Here is an 18,280-nt window from a genome sequence, read left to right as displayed (position 1 = left end):
CCATGAGTCGACTTATCCTGCTTAACAAGCCCTACGGGGTCCTCTGCCAGTTCACCGACCCTGAGGGCCGCCCCACTCTGGCGGATTACATCAGAACGCCCGGGGTGTACGCCGCCGGCCGGCTGGATTACGACTCCGAGGGCTTATTGCTGCTCACAGACGACGGTCGCCTGCAGCACCAGATTGCACACCCGACGCACAAACAGCCCAAGGTCTATTGGGCACAGGTCGAAGGTGACGTGACCGAAGAGGCGCTATATATGCTGCGCCATGGGGTCGACCTGAAGGACGGCCGCACTGCACCCGCGAAAGCGCAGGTCATCGCCGAACCGGATGTCTGGGCCCGCATCCCTCCCATACGGGAGCGCAAGTCCATTCCCACCAGCTGGATCGAACTGACGATTACCGAGGGCCGCAATCGACAGGTGCGGCGTATGACGGCCGCCGTTGGCCACCCCACCCTGCGCCTGATCCGACAATCGGTCGGCAGCTGGAACCTCAATGGCCTGCAACCCGGAGAACAGCGGGAGGTCGAGGTCGCTCTCCCCCGGATGCCGGCTAAGCCTGAGCGCAAGAACAGACCCACGGCGCGGCCTGGAAGTTATAAATCCAGGCCCGACCGGGGCCGCAAACGCTGATTGAAACGTAGTGATCGGACCGCGGAGGAAAGGGTTTCGAGCCGTTCGGCTAGGCTGTTAGGGAGCTGGCGCGTATTTTTTTAGCTGCGCGCCCAGAGCGCGCACCAAGTCTTGCCTCTCCGGATTGGTCAGCAACCGGATTCGCAGGTAAAATGCGCCCCCATTTTCCGCCCCTCGGTGGGCTTCGCGAAACTTGGCGTTTTCGGGGTTTGGCGTTTGGGTTGAAAAGTCCGTCGCGCCCCTCACTGTAGTAATGACCCGGTATTCCATGTCAGATTCGGATATCTCTGTGCACTCCAGCTCCATTGACCAGTTAGCAGATGTTCCCAGAAAAGTCATCGTCGGTATGTCCGGCGGTGTGGACTCCTCGGTGGCCGCCCTGCTCCTGATGCAGCAGGGTTATGAGGTGGAAGGCCTGTTCATGAAGAATTGGGACGAGGACGACGGCACCGAATACTGCACGGCAAAGCAGGATCTGGCGGATGCGGAAGCGGTCTGCGCCCGCCTCGGCATCAAACTGCACACAGCCAACTTCGCCGCCGAGTACTGGGACAACGTGTTCGAGTACTTCCTGGCGGAATACAAAGCCGGACGCACACCAAATCCCGACATCCTGTGCAACCGTGAAATCAAGTTCAAGGTGTTCCTGGAGTATGCCGGGATGCTCGGTGCCGACGCCATTGCCACCGGCCACTACACGCGCCGGAGGGATGAAAATGGCCGCACCTACCTGCTGAAAGGGCTGGATGCCAACAAGGACCAGAGCTACTTCCTGCACGCTGTGGGCGAAGCGGAATTTGCCCGCTCACTGTTTCCCATCGGCGAACTGGAAAAACCGGAAGTGCGCCGCATTGCGGAAGAACACGGTTTAATCACCCACAGCAAGAAAGACAGCACCGGTATCTGTTTTATTGGCGAGCGCCGCTTCAAGGATTTTCTGGAGCAGTACCTGCCGGCGCAACCGGGAGAAATGCAGACCCCCGAAGGCGAAGTCATGGGCCAGCACAGCGGCCTGATGTACCACACCATCGGCCAGCGCCAGGGGCTCGGTATCGGCGGCGTCAAAGGTGCCGGCGACCAGCCGTGGTATGTGGTGGGCAAGGATCTCGAGCGCAATGTCCTGATCGTGGCTCAGGGCAAGCACCACCCCCTGCTCTACTCCACAGGCCTCACCGCTTCCCAGACCCACTGGATCAATGGCGCTCCGCCGGCACGTGAATTCCGCGCAGCGGCCAAAACCCGCTACCGGCAGGAGGACCAGGACTGCCTAGTCAGCGTCGGTGACAGCGGCGATCTGGTGATCGCCTTCGACAGACCTCAGCGCGCCGTGACACCGGGCCAGTCCGTGGTCATTTATCAAGGTGAAATATGCCTGGGTGGCGCGGTGATCGAGCAGGCGACCGGCATCGGTGAAATCGAACAGCCGCACATCGCAAACACCAAACAAGCTGCAGGGAGCAACAATTGAGTAACTGGCGAGATCAGGCACTGGCGCTGGCCGGCGTTTTCCAGGCGGCCATTCTGGTGGAACGGCTGGCCAAAACCGGCACCGCACCGGCGGAGCAAATGGAAACCGCGGTCTTCAGCCTGTTTCAGCAGAATCCCGAAACCACCGAGGACGTCTTCGGCGGCGTGGAAAAAGTGCTCGCGGGCCTGCGCGGCGCGCGCCAGCTGCTCGCCACCCGCAGCCATCCGGAATACACCGACTGCCTGCGCTATGTGCTTTCGATCCTGTACCTTCAGCGCCAACTGGCGAAAAAACCCGGACTGCTGTCGATCATTGGCAGCCGCCTGGAGAAGGCCCGCACCCAGACCGACCACTTTGGCATCGGCCACGAGAACGTCTACGCAAACCTCGCCAGTATTTACAGCGACACCCTGAGCACCTTCCGTTTCCGCATCCAGGTGCTTGGAGATTTCAATTACCTGCAACAGCAGCGCATTGCCAACCAGATCCGCACCATGCTGTTTGCCGGTGTGCGCTCCGCCATGCTCTGGCGTCAGCTCGGCGGGCGTCGTCTGCACCTGCTGTTTCAGCGCAAGAAACTGATTGCCGCCATGGATGCACTGGTGGCCAAGTACGAAACCCTTGAACACTGATTTTTATTTTTCCGCCGCGGGGAAAGTACCCACAAGCGGCTGATATTGATATCGGAGACACACCATGACCATCGAGCTATCCGCCCTTACCGCGGTTTCCCCCATTGATGGACGCTACGAAAGCAAAACCGCGGCCCTGCGGGATATTTTCAGTGAGTACGGCCTGATCCGCGCGCGCGTGGAAGTGGAAGTGCGCTGGCTGCAGCAGCTGGCGCGCCACGACAAAATTGCGGAAGTGCAGGCATTTACTGGTAACAGCAACCAGATCCTCGACGATATTGTCAGCCAGTTCTCCCTGCAGGATGCCGAGCGCATCAAGGAAATCGAGCGCACCACCAACCACGATGTGAAAGCGGTGGAATATTTCCTCAAGGAAAAAGTGAAAGGCGACGAACAACTGGCCGCCGTGAGCGAATTCATTCACTTTGCCTGCACCTCCGAAGACATCAACAACCTCTCGCACGCCCTGATGCTGCGCGCAGGTCGCGATCAGGTACTGCTGCCGGCAATGAACCAGATCGTGAATGAGATCGCGACCCTGGCGAAAAACTTCGCCGATGTGCCAATGCTGTCACGCACCCACGGCCAGACTGCCAGCCCCACCACCGTGGGCAAGGAGATGGCCAACGTGGTCGCGCGCCTGCGCCGCCAGGTCAAACAGATACGTGACGTGGAGCTGCTCGGCAAGATCAATGGCGCCGTAGGCAATTACAACGCTCACCTGTCTGCCTATCCGGACGTGGATTGGCAGGCGAACGCGGAGGAATTCGTGACCTCACTGGGCCTCAGCTGGAACCCCTACACCACCCAGATCGAACCCCACGACTACATTGCAGAACTGTTCGATGCCATCGCGCGTTTCAACACCATCCTGATCGACTTTGACCGGGATATTTGGGGCTACATCTCTCTTGGCTACTTCAAGCAGAAAGTCGTCGCCGGTGAAGTGGGTTCCTCCACCATGCCGCACAAGGTCAACCCCATCGACTTTGAGAATTCCGAAGGTAACCTGGGCATCGCCAACGCGGTATTCCAGCATCTGGCTGCCAAACTGCCGGTTTCCCGCTGGCAGCGCGATCTCACCGACTCCACCGTACTGCGCAACATGGGCGTGGGCGCCGGCTACTCCGTGATCGCCTATGCCGCCACCCTGAAGGGCCTCAGCAAGCTGGAAATCAACCGCGCGCGCCTTGAGGAAGACCTGAACAACGCCTGGGAAGTACTCGCCGAGCCAATCCAGACCGTCATGCGCCGTTACAACATCGAAGAACCGTACGAGAAGCTCAAGGCCCTGACCCGCGGCCAGGGCATCACCAAGGAAACCCTGGCCAAATTCATCGACGGCCTGGACATGCCGGAAGATGCCAAACAGGCGCTGCGAGAAATGACCCCCGCCAACTACATTGGCAATGCCATTGAGCAAGCAAAAAATATCTGAATAAAACTCTGGCTCCGCCTTTTGATCCGGGAGATCTTCCATGACGGCATCGGTGAATCGCTCCGTTGAACCGCTGACCCACCTGGGAGAAATCCCGGTAGAAACCTTCCTGCGGGAGTATTGGCAGAAAAAGCCACTGCTGATCCGCAATGCCTTTCCCGGGTTCGAGGCACCTATTTCCGGCGAAGAACTCGCCGGCATGGCGCTGGAAGAGCAGATCGAATCCCGCCTCATTGAGGAACACGGCATCGACGGTCCCTGGCAGCTGCGCAACGGCCCGTTTACCGAAGAGGACTTCTTTTCCCTGCCGAAAACCCACTGGACGCTGCTGGTGCAGGCGGTGGACCAGTGGATTCCGGAAGTGGCTTCGCTCAAGGATTATTTCCGCTTCATTCCCGACTGGCGTCTCGATGACATCATGATCAGCTACGCCGCCGATCAAGGCAGCGTCGGCCCCCATTACGACTTCTACGATGTGTTCCTGCTACAGGCTGAGGGTAACCGACGCTGGCACTTGGGGCCCAAGGCGGACGCCAGCAGCCCGCGGGTAGAAGGCACTCCACTGAATATCCTGCGGGAATTCGAATCCGAGGCCAGCTGGCTGCTCGAGCCCGGTGACATGCTCTACCTGCCACCGCAGTACAGCCACTGGGGGATTGCGGAAGGCGGCTGCACCACTATTTCCGTCGGCTTCCGCGCGCCATCCGCGCGCACCATGCTCGAGGATCTGGCCGCAGAGCTGGGCGCGGGACTGCCCGACCACTATCGCTATACCGACGCCGACCTGAGTCTGCCGGCCAACCCTGCGGAAATCGACGGCGCGACCGTGGCGAGGGTACAGCGACAACTGGCGGCGTGGCTGCAGCAACCGCAAAACATTGCCCAGTGGTTCGGCGCCATCATGACCGAGGCCAAATACCCAGACACCATTGCGCTGGATGCCGGCGCCGCTGACGACTGGCGCGAAGAGCTGGCCGATGGTGGCGGCCTGATTCTGAATCCGGGCTCGCGCTGCGCTTTCTGTCGCGATCCGGCAACGCTGTTCGTGGACGGCGAGTCCTTCTCCACCCCGCTGTTATTTGCCGAAGGCCTCTGCGAGTCCCGCGAGGTGACACAGAGTGATGTAGACGCCTACCCCGAACTCGCCGCCAAAGGCGCGCTGATTGACCTGCTGGTTTCCCAGGGCAGTCTCATTTACCCTGGGCTCCTCGAAGAAGACGACATGGATGATGAAGAGGAGTGCGATTGATGACTCTGTTTGTGCGTCTCGCCGACTGGCAGACGGATCGGGACACTATCCGCGGTATCCGCCAGAAAGTGTTCGTGGAAGAGCAGCAGGTCCCGGAGGATCTCGAGTGGGATGAGCTGGAAGAAAGCGCCCAGCATTTTCTGGTCTACCAGAGCAACAAGGCCGTGGGCACCGGTCGCCTGACCGGCGGTGGCAAGATCGGCCGCATGGCGATCCTCAAGGACGCACGCGGTCACGGCGCCGGGTTGGAGCTGCTGAAGCGTATCTGCAAATTTGCCCGGGTGTCCGGGCAGAAAAATGTATATCTCAACGCTCAGGTTCACGCCGTGCCATTTTACGAGAAGGCCGGTTTTTCTGTCACCGGCGAAGAATTTATGGAAGCGGATATTCCGCATGTGCGTATGGATCTCACCCTGAACGAGCATGAACCCAGCGAAAATGCCGACGACTGGAACCGCTGATTACAGATCCTGTATTCACTGAATGGTTATCTCGGCCATCAAAAAGGCCCTGGCTGCAATTGCAGCCAGGGCCTTTTTTTAAGCTAATTGGATTTTTCCAGGGCTACGCCACTTCTCGTAGGTCTTTTACATCCCAGATCGGCACCACATTTCTGCGCTCAATCACATCAACGTCGATTCCGCGGGAAGACGCCGTGGCAATAAAGTCGGCTATGGTCTCTGCAACATCGTGATTCACGTATACACAATTGCGCTTATCGAGAATCACGTGAGCGTTGTCTGGAATTTCACTCAGCTCCTTGCGGATGGCTCCCTTGTTAAGAAAGGTCACCTCTTCCGCCAGCTGCATTCTGATACGGATGCGATCACCCTCTTCCGTATCCTGCTTCTTGTGCAGGAAGTGAGAGTTGAGGTAATTGCGCCGCAGCAGCGCAAAAATTGCCGCGACCATACCGACACCGACGCCAGTCAACAAATCCGTAAACACAACGCCAAGCACGGTAATCATGAACGGCAGGAACTGCTCGAGTCCACTGTCCCAAACCTTGCGGAACAGCGCCGGCTTGGCGAGCTTGTACCCCGTGAGAATCAGCACGGCAGCCAGAACACCGAGCGGAATCATATTGAGCCAGGTGGGTAGCGTCGCCACACACACCAGTAACAGAATGCCGTGGCAGATGGTCGACGCCTTCGAGCGCGCGCCGGTCTGTAAATTGACCGAGCTGCGCACAATGACCTGGGTTACCGGCAGACCGCCGATCAAGCCGGAAATGGAATTACCCATCCCCTGCGCCACCAGCTCGCGATTGGTGGGCGTGGTGCGCTTCAGTGGATCCATCTTGTCGATGGCTTCCACGCTGAGCAGCGTTTCGAGGCTCGCTACGACCGCAATGGTTACCGCCACGGTCCACACCAGTGGATTATCCAGCTGTGAAAAATCTGGCAGTGTGAACAAGCTGACAAACTCATCGAAGCTGGTGGCCACCGGCACACTTACAAGGTGTGACTCGGTCAGCCCAAGGCTCTCGGAGCTTTGAAACAATACATACAACACAACCGAAGAAAGCACCGCGACCACCGGGCCCGGCACCATCGCCAGCCAGCGCGAACGCTTTACCAGCGGAGTTTCCCAGGTAATCAACAGCGCGAGCGACAGCGCAAAAATAGTCAGCACACCCAGATGCATCGTTCCCAGCAACGCAAGCACGCCGTCCTTCATGGATAGGCCATCATCCAGTCCGAACGCGTACGGAATCTGCTTCAACACGATGATTATGCCGATACCGGTGAGCATTCCATTGATGACGGATGAGGGAAAGAAATAGCCGAAAACACCAGCGCGCAGCAGGCCGAGTAGGATCTGTATCAGCCCGCCGATTACTACCGCCAGCAGGAATATTTCAAACGACCCCAGCGTTTCTATCGCACTGAGTACGATCACGGTAAGGCCGGCGGCGGGCCCGGATACACCAAGGCGCGACCCGCTCAGTGCGCCCACTACAATGCCGCCCACAATACCGGCGATCAGTCCGGAAAACAGCGGCGCACCGGAAGCGAGTGCAACGCCAAGACAAAGCGGCAGCGCGACGAAAAATACCACCACGCTTGCGGGAATATCTTTCCTGAGATTCTGCAAATCCATCACCAACAACTCCTGTACAACTCATCAGTCAATGCGATCGACGGAAGTGGAACGCGGTCACCGCCAGACAGGCTCCAGTGACTATGACGTTGGCGAGATTACCGACAGCCGCTTTCAGTAACCTTTCAATGCGACAGATTTCTGTATGTCTCAACAGTCAGGTACAAACGCGCGGAATCGTGTAATCTTTGCCGCACCAAAAACGCCAACGGTTAAGCTGAAGCCATGAATGTATTGCTGGTAGAAGACGACCCTCTGATCGCACAGGGGTTATTGCAAGCACTAAAACAGAGCGCCTACACAGTGGTGCACGCGCCCTATGGCGAGCGCGCCGAGGGCCTGCTCCTCGCTAACGACGTTGACCTGATCATTCTCGATCTGGGGCTGCCGGATATGGACGGACTCGAACTGCTCCGCCGCCTGCGTGCGCGCCAGAGTCGTGTACCGGTGCTGGTATTGACCGCCCGCGACGGTGTAGAGCAGCAGGTTGCCGCCCTCGATCAGGGCGCCGACGACTACATGGAAAAGCCTTTTGACTTGCGCGAGCTGGAAGCGCGGCTGCGGGCGTTGTTGCGCCGCAGTCACAACCTCTCAACCGATGAGGTCAGCCTCGGCGTACTGCAGCTCAGCCCATTTCAGCGCACGGCCACGCTCCACGGCGAACGCCTGGAACTGCCGGCACGCGAGTATGAAATTCTCGAGATTCTTGCTCTCAATGCGCACCGGGTAGTCACCAAGGCACGTCTCGCACAGCGTCTCAGCCGCGAGGGCGATGAGGTGGGCGACAACGCCGTAGAGGTTTACGTGCACCGGCTGCGCCGCCGACTACAGGAATCCGGGCTCGCTATCCGCACTCAGCGCGGTGCCGGCTACGTGCTGGAGGAAGACGGTTGAAGTCACAGCTCGGGCTGCGTTCACTATTGTTGTTACTGGTCGGCGGGCCGCTGTTCGTCCTGCTGGTGATCGAAATGCTGGTCACGTTTGGCATTGGCCTGCATGTTACCAATCAGGTCTTCGATCGCTGGTTGCTGGACTCCGCCTATTCACTGGCTCAGGAGGTTAGACGGGAAGACGGCAGGCTGGTGTTTTACGCCGATGAAGCCGCTATTGAAGTCTTCGAATGGGACGAACTGGACGAAGTCTATTACCGCGTCTCAACCCTGAATGGGCAAGTGCTTGCCGGCAAGAGCGAAGCTTGGGTCAATCCGGATTTCTCAGAACTGAAACAGGGACCGGTATTCACCAATGTGAAAATGGGAGGCGAATGGGTACGCAGCGTGACCGTGCTTGCCAATCCGGACTCGCCCCGCGATAGTGCACTGGTAAGCGTGGCAGAAACGCTTCACAAACGTATTCCTCTGTCGCGCACGCTGATGTTTGAAGTGGTGCTGTCAAAAGCCGCAATGATCGTCGTGGCTCTGCTGGTGGTCGCTTTTGCGCTGAGCCGGGGAATCCGCCCCTTGCTTCGCCTCAGTCAGGAGCTGGCCAGTCGTTCGCCGCGTGACCTCACTCCCGTCAGCGCGCCATCCGCCCCCAAGGAAGTGCGCACGGTGATCGAGAATACCAATCGCCTGCTGGAGCGGCTTGATAACGCCTTCAATGCGCGCGAGCAGTTTATCGGCAATATTTCACACCAGCTGAAAACCCCACTCGCCGGCATCAAGCTCCAGGCGCAACTGGCGCTGCGGGAAGACAACATCGCAGCAGCGCATCAAGCCTTGGAGCGCATCTGCCAGACCACCGATGCCATGACACACCTGAATATCCAGCTGCTGAAACTGGCGCGGGCTGAAGCCGCCTCGGGCCGCGGATTGCGCAATGAGCCGGTGGCACTGGATAACGTAGTGCGCGAAGCGGCAGAAAGCCTGCGTGAACTGGCCCGCGATCGCCGGGTACAGGTGCACCAGAGTGTCAGCGGCGAGTCTCTGGATACGTTCAAAGTATCCGGAGAGTACTTCCTGCTGCGGGAACTGGTGTGGAACCTGATGGAAAACGCCATCCTCTACGTACCGGAGGGCGGCAATGTGTGGGTAGAGCTCACCCGAGACGAAGGCAAGGTCCGGCTCGCGGTGAAGGATGATGGGCAGGGAATCCCCCGCGAACACTGGCCTCAGATTTTCGAGCGTTTTTTTCGCTCAAAAATTACCGGTGAAGGCTGCGGGCTCGGCCTCGCGATTGTAAAAGAAATCGCGTTCGCCCATGGCGCCACCGTGGAACTACAACAGGCTCCCGACACCACCGGTGCCTGTTTTGTGTGTACATTTCCATTGATCAACAAACCCGCCTAAACAATCCTTTCCGGCGCGGTGTTCGGTTCCAGGCGGATGGCAATGTATTTCGAGGTGGGTGTGTAGCTGCCTATGCCGTAACTCTCCAATGGCACCAGCGGATTGGCTTCGGGGTAGTAAGCGGCCGCCTGCCCCTTGGGGATATCAAATTCAATAAGGGTAAATCCCTGCACGCGGCGCTCCACATCGTCGCTCCACAGCGACACGATATCCACCGGCTGGCGGTCACTAAAGCCCAGCCGCCGGATATCGTCCCGGTGCGCAAATAACACACGACGATTGCCACTCACTCCGCGATAGCGGTCGTTCAGGCCATACACGGTGGTGTTGTACTGATCGTGCGAGCGCAGTGTCTGCAATACCAGATCCGCATGGCGCGCGCCCGACTTGCCAATGATTTCCAACACTTCCGGTGGCAGCGGCGCGGGCAGCGTGTGATGCGCAAAATTGGCCCTGCCGCTGGCAGTTCTCCACTGGCGTTGGCCAGCGGAATTCTGCAGATAGAATCCACCCGGGACCTCCAGTTTACGATTGAAATTTTCAAACCCCGGAATGACATCCGCAATCAACTCGCGAATCTGCCGGTAATCCTGCACCAGATTCAGCCATGGCACCGGACTCTCACCAAGCGTAGCCTGTGCGATACCGGCGATAATGGCCGGTTCCGAGCGCATCTCTGGAGACAACGGTTTCAGTTGCCCGAACGACGCGTGCACCATACTGAAGGAATCTTCCACCGTCACCGCCTGCGCTCCGCCCGCCTGCATGTCGATATCCGTGCGCCCAAGGCAGGGTAATATCAGTGCGCGCTTGCCGGTCACCAGGTGACTGCGGTTCAGTTTGGTGCTGATATGTACAGTGAGACTGCAATTGCGCAACGCACTGTGGGCGCGCGCTGTGTCCGGTGTGGCCTGGGCAAAATTTCCACCGAGGCCAATAAATACTTTTATGTTGCCCGCAAGCATCGCCTCGATGGCCTTTACCACATTTACACCCGCTTCCCGCGGCATGGAGATGGCAAATCTTCGCTCCAGCGCATCGAGAAAGTCTGCAGAGGGATTGTCGTCAATCCCCATGGTGCGATCACCCTGCACATTACTGTGCCCGCGCACTGGACACAGACCGGCGCCGGGGCGGCCTATCTGGCCGCGCAGCAACTGCAAATTGGTGATTTCCTGAATGGTCGCCACTGAGTGACGATGCTGGGTAATGCCCATGGCCCAGCAGATGATCGTGGCGTTGCTGCGGCGGTAGACCTCCGCGGCCCGCGCCAACTCATCCAGAGTGAGCCCGCTGTAGGCGACAATCTCGTCCCAATTGGTGGCCTCCACCAGCGCGCGATACTGCTCAAAGCCCGCGCAATGTTCACGGATAAATTCCAGGTCTAAAGGACCTTTTTCTCCAATCTGCTCCGCTTCACCCTGCCACTGCAACAGGAACTTCGCGATACCGCGGATCACCGCCATGTCGCCGCCCAGTGCGGGGCGGAAGTAGTCTGTATTCAAAGGTCGCTCGCCGTCGGTGAGCATCTGCAGCGCATTCTGCGGCGCCTGAAAGCGCTCAAGCCCGCGCTCGCGCAGCGGATTGAACACCAGAACCTGGGCGCCCCGCGCCACCGCTTCACTCAGAGGTTCCAGCATGCGCGGGTGATTGCTGCCGGGGTTCTGGCCGATTACGAAAATGGCTTCCGCCCTGTCGAAATCTTCATAGGTGACGGTGCCCTTGCCGGTACCGACACTCGCTTTCAGTGCAACCCCACTGGCCTCATGACACATGTTGGAGCAGTCCGGCAGGTTGTTGGTACCAAAACTGCGGGCAAACAGCTGATAAAGAAACGCGGCCTCGTTACTGGCGCGACCAGATGTATAAAACGCGGCCTCGTCCGGAGAACCGAGCTTGTTGAGTTCTGCGGCAATCAGAGCAAAGGCGTCGTCCCAAGTGATGGGTTTGTAATGCTCGTCTTCACCATCGTAATACATCGGCTCCGTAAGGCGCCCCTGGTATTCGAGCCAGTAGTCATCCTGCGCCGACAGTTCCCGCACGCTGTTGTTGGCAAAAAACGCCCGGTCCACGCCGACACCGGAGGCCTCCCAGTTGACGGCTTTGGCACCGTTTTCACAGAAGCGGATGCGCCCCTCCTTCGGGGCTTCGCCCCAGGCACAGCCGGGGCAGTCAAAGCCGCCGTTCTGGTTTATCTGCAGCATGGCCCGCAGATTCTTGAATGGCTGGCGGCTGTCGAGCCACGCGTGAGCCACACTGCGCAGTGCACCCCAGCCGGCAGCGGGCCGCTTGTAGGGACGAAAGCGAAAACGGTCGACCGGCGTTCTCATTGGCAATTCCTTTACAGGTTTTTTTCCTGAATGTCAGAGCCGCTGTAAATTCGCGGAGCATCGCTTGCGGGCTGGTGCAGCAGGTTCAGCCGATAGCGCCGCGCCCAGCGCACACTGATGTCTGATGGTGATGACAAACTGACGAGCGTGCCGACGCCGGCGCGCACTGATTTTTGTATCAGTTCCAGACTGCAACGACTGGTAATGGCGACAAACCCGCGCCGAATGTCCACCCCTTCCACCAGACAGGCACCGAGCAATTTGTCGAGCGCATTGTGCCGGCCGATATCTTCCCGGCACAGCACGGTTTCGCCGGATTGATCGACGTAAAGCGCGCAGTGCATCGCGCCGCGCAATTGACGATTCTTCTGCGCGGCGAGAAAACGCCCACGCAGTTCCGAGAGATGGGGAATTGGCGGAAGCGGCGAGAAAAAGTCACAGCTGAGTTTTTCCTCCGCCACCCCGTCGATGGACAACACCTGAGACAGCGCCTCCACTCCGCAGAGACCACAGCCACTACTGCCAGCCAGATTGCGGCGCTGCTGCTTCAAACGGCTGAGTGCGCGCTGGCTGAGAGTGATTTCCAGCAGCACCCCCTCCTCCACCGATGCCATTTCCACATCGAGTATCTGCTCGCGCTGATCCACAATCCCGCTGGTGAAACTGAAGCCGAGGGCAAAGTCTTCAAGGTCCTCCGGGGTCGCCATCATCACCGCGTGATTGAGGCCGTTGTAACTGATACCCACCGCGATTTCCGGCGCCAGAAGCTGGGATACTTCGGTGCATTCAGTATCGTCGCTGGCAAGACAATAACGCTGAAATTTCAGCTCGCTGTACTTCATGGCCATGTGAAAACTCAATAAATGCAGAGAGGGTCACACATCGTTTACCCCTCTGGAACGAACCGGGATCCTGTTGAGCTTACACAAATAATCCGCGCAGCGTGCACAAATAAAAAGCCCCGCACGTGGCGGGGCAATTGACGTTCAGGGGTTCCTATCAGCGCTGGCTCGCCTTGAACTCACGGCGACGGCGGTGCAACACCGGCTCGGTATAGCCGTTGGGTTGCGCGCAGCCCTCAAACACCAGCTCACAGGCAGCCTGGAAGGCGATGTTCCCGTCAAAGTTTGGCGACATGTCCCGGTAGGCCGGATCATTGGCGTTCTGGCGGTCAACAACAGCCGCCATGCGGCGCATGGTCTCCTCTACCTGGGCGCGGGTGCAGATGCCCTGTTTCAGCCAGTTGGCAATGTGCTGGGAGGAAATCCGCAGGGTGGCGCGGTCCTCCATCAATCCGACGTCGTGAATATCCGGCACCTTAGAGCAGCCCACGCCTTGATCAATCCAGCGCACCACATAGCCGAGAATACCCTGGGCGTTGTTGTCCAGCTCCCGCTGAATTTCCTCCGCGCTCCACGCGGGGTCATCCGCTACCGGTACTGTCAAAATGTCATCAAGGTTCGCGCGCTTGCGTTTTGCCAACTCCTCCTGAACCTTAGCCACATCCACCTTGTGGTAATGCAGCGCGTGCAGGGTGGCGGCGGTGGGTGACGGCACCCAGGCGGTGTTGGCACCGGCTTGCGGGTGGCCGATTTTGGCCTCCATCATTGCCGCCATCATGTCCGGCATGGCCCACATACCCTTACCGATCTGCGCGCGCCCCTTGAGGCCGGTGGCGAGACCAGTGTCGACGTTCCAGTCTTCGTAAGCGGTAATCCATTTCGACTGTTTCATCTCACCTTTGCGAATCATCGGGCCGGCCAGCATGGAGGTATGAATCTCGTCGCCGGTGCGGTCCAGGAAACCGGTGTTGATGAATACCACCCGCTCCTTCGCTGCGGCAATACACGCCTTGAGGTTGACGGTTGTGCGGCGCTCCTCGTCCATGATGCCCATTTTCACCGTGTTACGGGCGAGACCCAGTGCATCTTCAATGCGGTTGAACAGGGTATTGGCAAACGCCACCTCTTCCGGCCCGTGCATTTTCGGTTTCACGATATATACGCTGCCGGCGCGGGAGTTCTTGTGCGGCCCGTTGCCGCGAAGATCGTGCATGGCGATCAAGGTGGTTACCATGCCGTCGAGAATGCCTTCCGGCACTTCGTTGCCGTCTTTGTCCAGTACCGCATCGTTGGTCATCAAGTGGCCGACGTTGCGAATAAACATGAGGCTGCGCCCTGGCAGTGTCAGTGTGCCGCCCTCGGCACCGGTATATTCGCGATCCGGGTTGAGCGTGCGCAGGATTTCCCGGCCGTTCTTGTTGAGCTTTTCCTGCAGATCGCCTTTCATCAGGCCGAGCCAGTTGCGGTACACCACCACCTTGTCTTCCGCGTCTACCGCAGCGACGGAGTCTTCGCAGTCCATGATGGTAGTGAGGGCGGATTCCACCAGGATGTCCTTTATCCCGGCCTTGTCGGTCTTGCCGATGGGGCTAGCGCGGTCGATCTGGATTTCAAAGTGCAGGCCATTGTGGCTGAGCAGGATGGCTTCCGGCGCCTCGGGACTGCCGAGATAACCTTCAAACTGGCGGCTGTTTTTCAACGCGGCTACCTTGCCGTTGGCGAGCTCCGCCTCCAATAGCGAACCGTTGATGCGATAGGCAGTCACATCGCAGTGACTGACACCGCTGAGGGGTGCAGCCTGGTCGAGAAAGTCCCGGGCATAGGCGATGACCTTTTCGCCACGCACCGGGTTGTACGCACCGGCCTTTTCCGCGCCATTGTCTTCGCTGATTACGTCGGTGCCGTACAGTGCATCGTAAAGGCTTCCCCAGCGGGCGTTGGCCGCATTCAGGGCGTAGCGGGCGTTCATCACCGGCACTACCAGCTGAGGGCCGGCCATAGTGGCAATTTCCGCGTCGACGTTTTCGGTTTTCGCGCTGAAGTCCGCAGGCTCGTCCACCAGATAGCCGATTTCTTTCAGGAATGCCTTGTAACTGTCGAGATCCCGGTAGCCCCGGGGGTTTTCGCTGTACCACTGGTCCATGCGGGCCTGGATGTCGTCGCGCTTTTGCAGTAGCGCGCGGTTGACCGGCGCCAGGTCATTCACGATGTTCTCGAATTCCGCCCAGAACACGTCGGCACTGACTCCGGTGCCCGGGATAACGTCTTCCGCAATCAATGCGTGCAGCTCTGTGGCAATCTGCAGACCGCCAATACGGATTCTTTCCGTCATGAATGACCTCTTGTACTGGTAATGGGTACTGATGGGTTTCGCCGCATTCTAAACAGGCGACCGTCCATACCACTAATTTATAGGTGCGATACTCAATATTCGTGAAATGAATTTAGATGTCGACCAAAGTCAGAGCTGACGGCCAACATCCAGAATCAGACGCCGCATCCAGCGATGTGGCGCACTCTGCTGCAGAAGCGGACTCCAGGCCATCTTGAGCTCCAGCGGCGGGATCTTGAGCGGCGGATCGCGCAGTACCACGCGCGGATTGTTACACGCCAATTGCGCCAGCCGCGTGGGCACGGTGACGATCAGGTCACTCTGTTCCGCCAGTAGCATTGCCACCTGGTAGTGGCGCGTAAACACGGAAATGTCCCGCTTGCGGCCGTGCCGCCCAATGGCCTCGTCCACCCAACCCAGGCGCTGCACATCTTCGGGGTTGACCCCTACGCCCACGCCCATGCCGGTCTTGCTCACCCAGATGTGCTGTGCGCGCAGATAACTCTCCAGATTGTAGTCTTGCAGGATGGGATTATCCGCGCGCATCACGCAAGAGAAGCTGTCGCTCCAAATGGTTGCCTGGTGAAAGCTTTGGGGCATGGAGTCGAAGCGGTTGATCACCATATCCACCTTGCCCTGCTCAACATCCACGAAGCTCACGTCACTCGGCGTCATGATGTCTAGACTGATACCGGGGGCGCTCACCCGCAGCTGCTTCAACAGCGGTGGAATCAAGGTGGATTCCGCATAGTCACTGGCCATGATGCGGAAGGTACGGCGCGCCTCGGCGGGAGAGAAATCCCGGTTGGGCTGGATGACCTGATCGATGGCGGCGAGCGCTTCGCGCACCATCGGCTGCAGCTCCATGGCGCGCTCGGTGGGCATCATACCCTCGCGAGTGCGCACCAGCAGCGGGTCGTCAAACAGCTCACGCAGGCGCTTGAGGCCGTTGCTCATGGCGGGCTGGGACAGGCCCAGCTGGTTGGCGGCGCGGGTCACATTGCGCTCACGCAACAGTACATCCAGGTAGACCAGCAGGTTCAGGTCAGCGCGTTCCAGATTCATTGGCGGGGCTCCCGATGGGCTTTTGTGACCGTTTCAAACCGGCTCTTGTTCTGTCGCCGGCTCAGGTTTCACAAGTGGCTCAGCCACATATTCACCGCTTGGATAGCGGGAATTGTGACAATAAATTAGCCAAATTATGCCAGCACTCCTAGGATACGCACAACCTGATCGCAGTCACCTTTTTAAGGAACGTTGAGGAAAGATGCCCATGTCCACCTACGCTCAAGAAATCGAAAAAGCCGCAAAGCTCTGCAAAGCCAATGGCGCCTCCTGGGATGCCATCAACCCGGAATCCGTGGCCCGTATGCGCCTGCAGAACAGGTTCCAGAATGGTCTGGAGATCGCTCGTTACACCGCTGACATCATGCGCAAGGACATGGCCGCGTATGACAAAGACAGCTCCAAGTACACCCAGTCTCTGGGCTGCTGGCACGGCTTTATCGGCCAGCAGAAAATGATTTCCATCAAGAAGCACTTTGAAGGCAAGACCGACCGCCGCTACCTGTACCTGTCCGGCTGGATGGTTGCCGCCCTGCGCAGTGAATTCGGCCCGCTGCCGGACCAGTCCATGCACGAGAAAACGTCCGTGGCGGCCCTGATCGAAGAGCTCTATACCTTCCTGCGCCAGGCGGACGCCCGTGAGCTGGGCGGACTGTTCCGCGAGCTGGACGCCGCTCGTGAAGCCGGCGACCAGGTGAAGGAAAAATCTATCCTGAACCAGATCGACAACCACGTCACTCACGTTGTGCCGATCATCGCGGACATCGACGCCGGTTTCGGTAATGCCGAGGCCACCTACCTGCTGGCGAAGAAAATGATCGAGGCTGGCGCCTGCTGCATCCAGATCGAAAACCAGGTTTCCGACGAGAAACAGTGCGGTCACCAGGACGGCAAGGTCACCGTGCCTCACGAAGACTTCCTCGCCAAGATTCGCGCTGTGCGCTATGCCTTCCTTGAGCTGGGCGTGGACAATGGCGTGATCGTTGCCCGTACCGACTCCCTGGGCGCCGGTCTTACCAAGCAGATCGCCGTGACCCGCGAGCCGGGCGACCTGGGCGACCAGTACAATTCCTTCCTGGATTGCGAAGAAGTGGCCCCGGGCGACCTGGCCAACGGCGACGTGATCATCAACCGCGATGGCAAACTGCTGCGTCCGAAACGCCTGCCCTCCAACCTGTTCCAGTTCAGGAAAGGCACCGGCGAAGCCCGCTGTGTACTCGACAGCGTGACCTCACTGCAGAACGGCGCGGACCTGATCTGGATCGAAACCGAGAAGCCCCACGTGCGTCAGATCGGCGCCATGATGGATGAAATCCGCAAGCAGGTGCCGGACGCCAAGCTGGTGTACAACAACAGCCCGTCCTTCAACTGGACCCTGAACTTCCGTCAGCAGGTATTCGACGCCTGGCAGGAGGAAGGCAAAGACGTGTCCGCCTACAAGCGGGACAACCTGATGAGCGCCGAGTACGACGACACCGAGCTGTCCAAGGCCGCGGACGAGAAAATCCGCACCTTCCAGGCGGATGCGGCACGCGAAGCGGGTATTTTCCACCACCTCATCACCCTGCCGACCTACCACACCGCGGCTCTGTCTACCGACAACCTGGCCAAGGAATACTTCGGCGAAAAAGGCATGCTCGGCTACGTGGAAGGTGTGCAGCGCAAGGAAATCCGCCAGGGTATCGCCTGCGTGAAACACCAGAACATGGCCGGCTCCGACATGGGCGACGACCATAAGGAGTACTTCGCCGGTGAAGCCGCGCTGAAGGCCGCGGGTAAAGACAACACCATGAACCAGTTCGGTTAATGGATAAGAGTTAACCAGGTTCCAAAAGCGAGTATCCCTGAGAAATCGCTTCACTCACTTCGGGCTGCCCTTGGCAGCCCTTTTTTAT

14 protein-coding genes are annotated in these 18,280 nt (G+C 58.8%); 9 read left to right on the top strand and 5 right to left on the bottom strand.

Annotated elements, in window-relative coordinates; translation table 11 throughout:
* Positions 1-2 precede the first annotated feature (2 nt).
* The 6 genes from FDY93_RS13545 (at position 3) to FDY93_RS13520 (ending at position 5,886) form a co-directional block, all read left to right on the top strand.
* On the top strand, positions 3-638 hold the full coding sequence (locus FDY93_RS13545; RefSeq protein ID WP_138236289.1) for a pseudouridine synthase: 636 nt from the start codon (positions 3-5) through the stop codon (positions 636-638).
* Between the two features lie 268 nt (positions 639-906).
* Positions 907-2,106 carry a tRNA 2-thiouridine(34) synthase MnmA gene (gene mnmA, locus FDY93_RS13540; RefSeq protein ID WP_138236288.1) on the top strand — a complete coding sequence of 400 codons (1,200 nt, stop codon included), beginning with the start codon at positions 907-909 and terminating at the stop codon, positions 2,104-2,106.
* Positions 2,103-2,738 (top strand): high frequency lysogenization protein HflD, encoded by a 636-nt coding sequence (gene hflD / locus FDY93_RS13535; RefSeq protein ID WP_138236287.1) that lies wholly within the window; start codon positions 2,103-2,105, stop codon positions 2,736-2,738. The genes mnmA and hflD overlap by 4 nt, the downstream gene beginning before the upstream one ends.
* 70 nt (positions 2,739-2,808) lie before the next feature.
* The gene (purB, locus tag FDY93_RS13530) at positions 2,809-4,176 is read left to right on the top strand and encodes an adenylosuccinate lyase (protein ID WP_138236378.1); all 1,368 of its coding nucleotides are present in this window, start codon (positions 2,809-2,811) and stop codon (positions 4,174-4,176) included.
* Between the two features lie 40 nt (positions 4,177-4,216).
* Positions 4,217-5,425, top strand: a complete 1,209-nt coding sequence (locus FDY93_RS13525) for a cupin domain-containing protein (RefSeq protein WP_138236286.1) — start codon at positions 4,217-4,219, stop codon at positions 5,423-5,425.
* Positions 5,425-5,886, top strand: a complete 462-nt coding sequence (locus FDY93_RS13520; RefSeq protein ID WP_138236377.1) for a GNAT family N-acetyltransferase — start codon at positions 5,425-5,427, stop codon at positions 5,884-5,886. The genes FDY93_RS13525 and FDY93_RS13520 overlap by 1 nt, the downstream gene beginning before the upstream one ends.
* Before the next feature lie 103 nt (positions 5,887-5,989).
* Here the strand turns inward: FDY93_RS13520 and FDY93_RS13515 are convergent, their stop codons facing one another.
* Positions 5,990-7,528, bottom strand: coding sequence for a SulP family inorganic anion transporter (locus FDY93_RS13515; RefSeq protein ID WP_138236285.1), 1,539 nt, complete (start codon positions 7,526-7,528; stop codon positions 5,990-5,992).
* Positions 7,529-7,753: 225 nt separating this feature from the next.
* Here FDY93_RS13515 and FDY93_RS13510 point away from each other — a divergent pair, with 225 nt between their 5' ends.
* Positions 7,754-8,422, top strand: a complete 669-nt coding sequence (locus FDY93_RS13510) for a response regulator (protein WP_138236284.1) — start codon at positions 7,754-7,756, stop codon at positions 8,420-8,422.
* Positions 8,419-9,816: a sensor histidine kinase gene (locus FDY93_RS13505; RefSeq protein ID WP_138236283.1), complete on the top strand. Its 1,398-nt coding sequence runs from the start codon at positions 8,419-8,421 to the stop codon at positions 9,814-9,816. The genes FDY93_RS13510 and FDY93_RS13505 overlap by 4 nt, the downstream gene beginning before the upstream one ends.
* On the opposite strand, the gene FDY93_RS13500 is transcribed toward FDY93_RS13505, so the two are convergent.
* The 4 genes from FDY93_RS13500 to FDY93_RS13485 all read right to left on the bottom strand — a co-directional run bounded on the left by FDY93_RS13500 (position 9,813) and on the right by FDY93_RS13485 (position 16,385).
* On the bottom strand, positions 9,813-12,146 hold the full coding sequence (locus tag FDY93_RS13500) for an FdhF/YdeP family oxidoreductase (protein ID WP_138236282.1): 2,334 nt from the start codon (positions 12,144-12,146) through the stop codon (positions 9,813-9,815). The two genes, FDY93_RS13505 and FDY93_RS13500, sit on opposite strands and share 4 nt — an antisense overlap.
* Before the next feature lie 11 nt (positions 12,147-12,157).
* Positions 12,158-12,994 carry a formate dehydrogenase accessory sulfurtransferase FdhD gene (gene fdhD, locus FDY93_RS13495; protein ID WP_138236281.1) on the bottom strand — a complete coding sequence of 279 codons (837 nt, stop codon included), beginning with the start codon at positions 12,992-12,994 and terminating at the stop codon, positions 12,158-12,160.
* 151 nt (positions 12,995-13,145) lie between these two features.
* The gene (locus tag FDY93_RS13490) at positions 13,146-15,320 is read right to left on the bottom strand and encodes a malate synthase G (protein ID WP_138236280.1); all 2,175 of its coding nucleotides are present in this window, start codon (positions 15,318-15,320) and stop codon (positions 13,146-13,148) included.
* Between the two features lie 129 nt (positions 15,321-15,449).
* Positions 15,450-16,385 (bottom strand): LysR family transcriptional regulator, encoded by a 936-nt coding sequence (locus tag FDY93_RS13485; RefSeq protein ID WP_138236279.1) that lies wholly within the window; start codon positions 16,383-16,385, stop codon positions 15,450-15,452.
* A 208-nt stretch (positions 16,386-16,593) separates the two neighbouring features.
* Between FDY93_RS13485 and FDY93_RS13480 the strand changes: the two genes are divergently transcribed.
* Complete coding sequence (locus tag FDY93_RS13480; RefSeq protein ID WP_138236278.1) at positions 16,594-18,192, top strand: isocitrate lyase; 1,599 nt, start codon at positions 16,594-16,596, stop codon at positions 18,190-18,192.
* Positions 18,193-18,280: the final 88 nt, after the last annotated feature.

Origin of the sequence: Microbulbifer harenosus (assembly GCF_005771435.1) — a bacterium.
GTDB classification, from domain to species: Bacteria; Pseudomonadota; Gammaproteobacteria; order Pseudomonadales; family Cellvibrionaceae; genus Microbulbifer; species Microbulbifer harenosus.
Note: the sequence above shows the minus strand (reverse complement) of the source record. Positions and strands in the feature narration are given on the sequence as shown.

Excerpts from the sequence above, each read along its gene's own strand:
- FDY93_RS13545 (WP_138236289.1), top strand. The coding sequence starts at position 3 with ATGAGTCGACTTATCCTGCTTAACAAGCCCTACGGGGTCCTCTGCCAG.
- mnmA (WP_138236288.1), top strand. The coding sequence starts at position 907 with ATGTCAGATTCGGATATCTCTGTGCACTCCAGCTCCATTGACCAGTTA.
- FDY93_RS13525 (WP_138236286.1), top strand. The coding sequence starts at position 4,217 with ATGACGGCATCGGTGAATCGCTCCGTTGAACCGCTGACCCACCTGGGA.
- FDY93_RS13520 (WP_138236377.1), top strand. The coding sequence starts at position 5,425 with ATGACTCTGTTTGTGCGTCTCGCCGACTGGCAGACGGATCGGGACACT.
- FDY93_RS13515 (WP_138236285.1), bottom strand. The coding sequence starts at position 7,528 with ATGGATTTGCAGAATCTCAGGAAAGATATTCCCGCAAGCGTGGTGGTA.
- FDY93_RS13510 (WP_138236284.1), top strand. The coding sequence starts at position 7,754 with ATGAATGTATTGCTGGTAGAAGACGACCCTCTGATCGCACAGGGGTTA.
- FDY93_RS13500 (WP_138236282.1), bottom strand. The coding sequence starts at position 12,146 with ATGAGAACGCCGGTCGACCGTTTTCGCTTTCGTCCCTACAAGCGGCCC.
- fdhD (WP_138236281.1), bottom strand. The coding sequence starts at position 12,994 with ATGGCCATGAAGTACAGCGAGCTGAAATTTCAGCGTTATTGTCTTGCC.
- FDY93_RS13490 (WP_138236280.1), bottom strand. The coding sequence starts at position 15,320 with ATGACGGAAAGAATCCGTATTGGCGGTCTGCAGATTGCCACAGAGCTG.
- FDY93_RS13485 (WP_138236279.1), bottom strand. The coding sequence starts at position 16,385 with ATGAATCTGGAACGCGCTGACCTGAACCTGCTGGTCTACCTGGATGTA.
- FDY93_RS13480 (WP_138236278.1), top strand. The coding sequence starts at position 16,594 with ATGTCCACCTACGCTCAAGAAATCGAAAAAGCCGCAAAGCTCTGCAAA.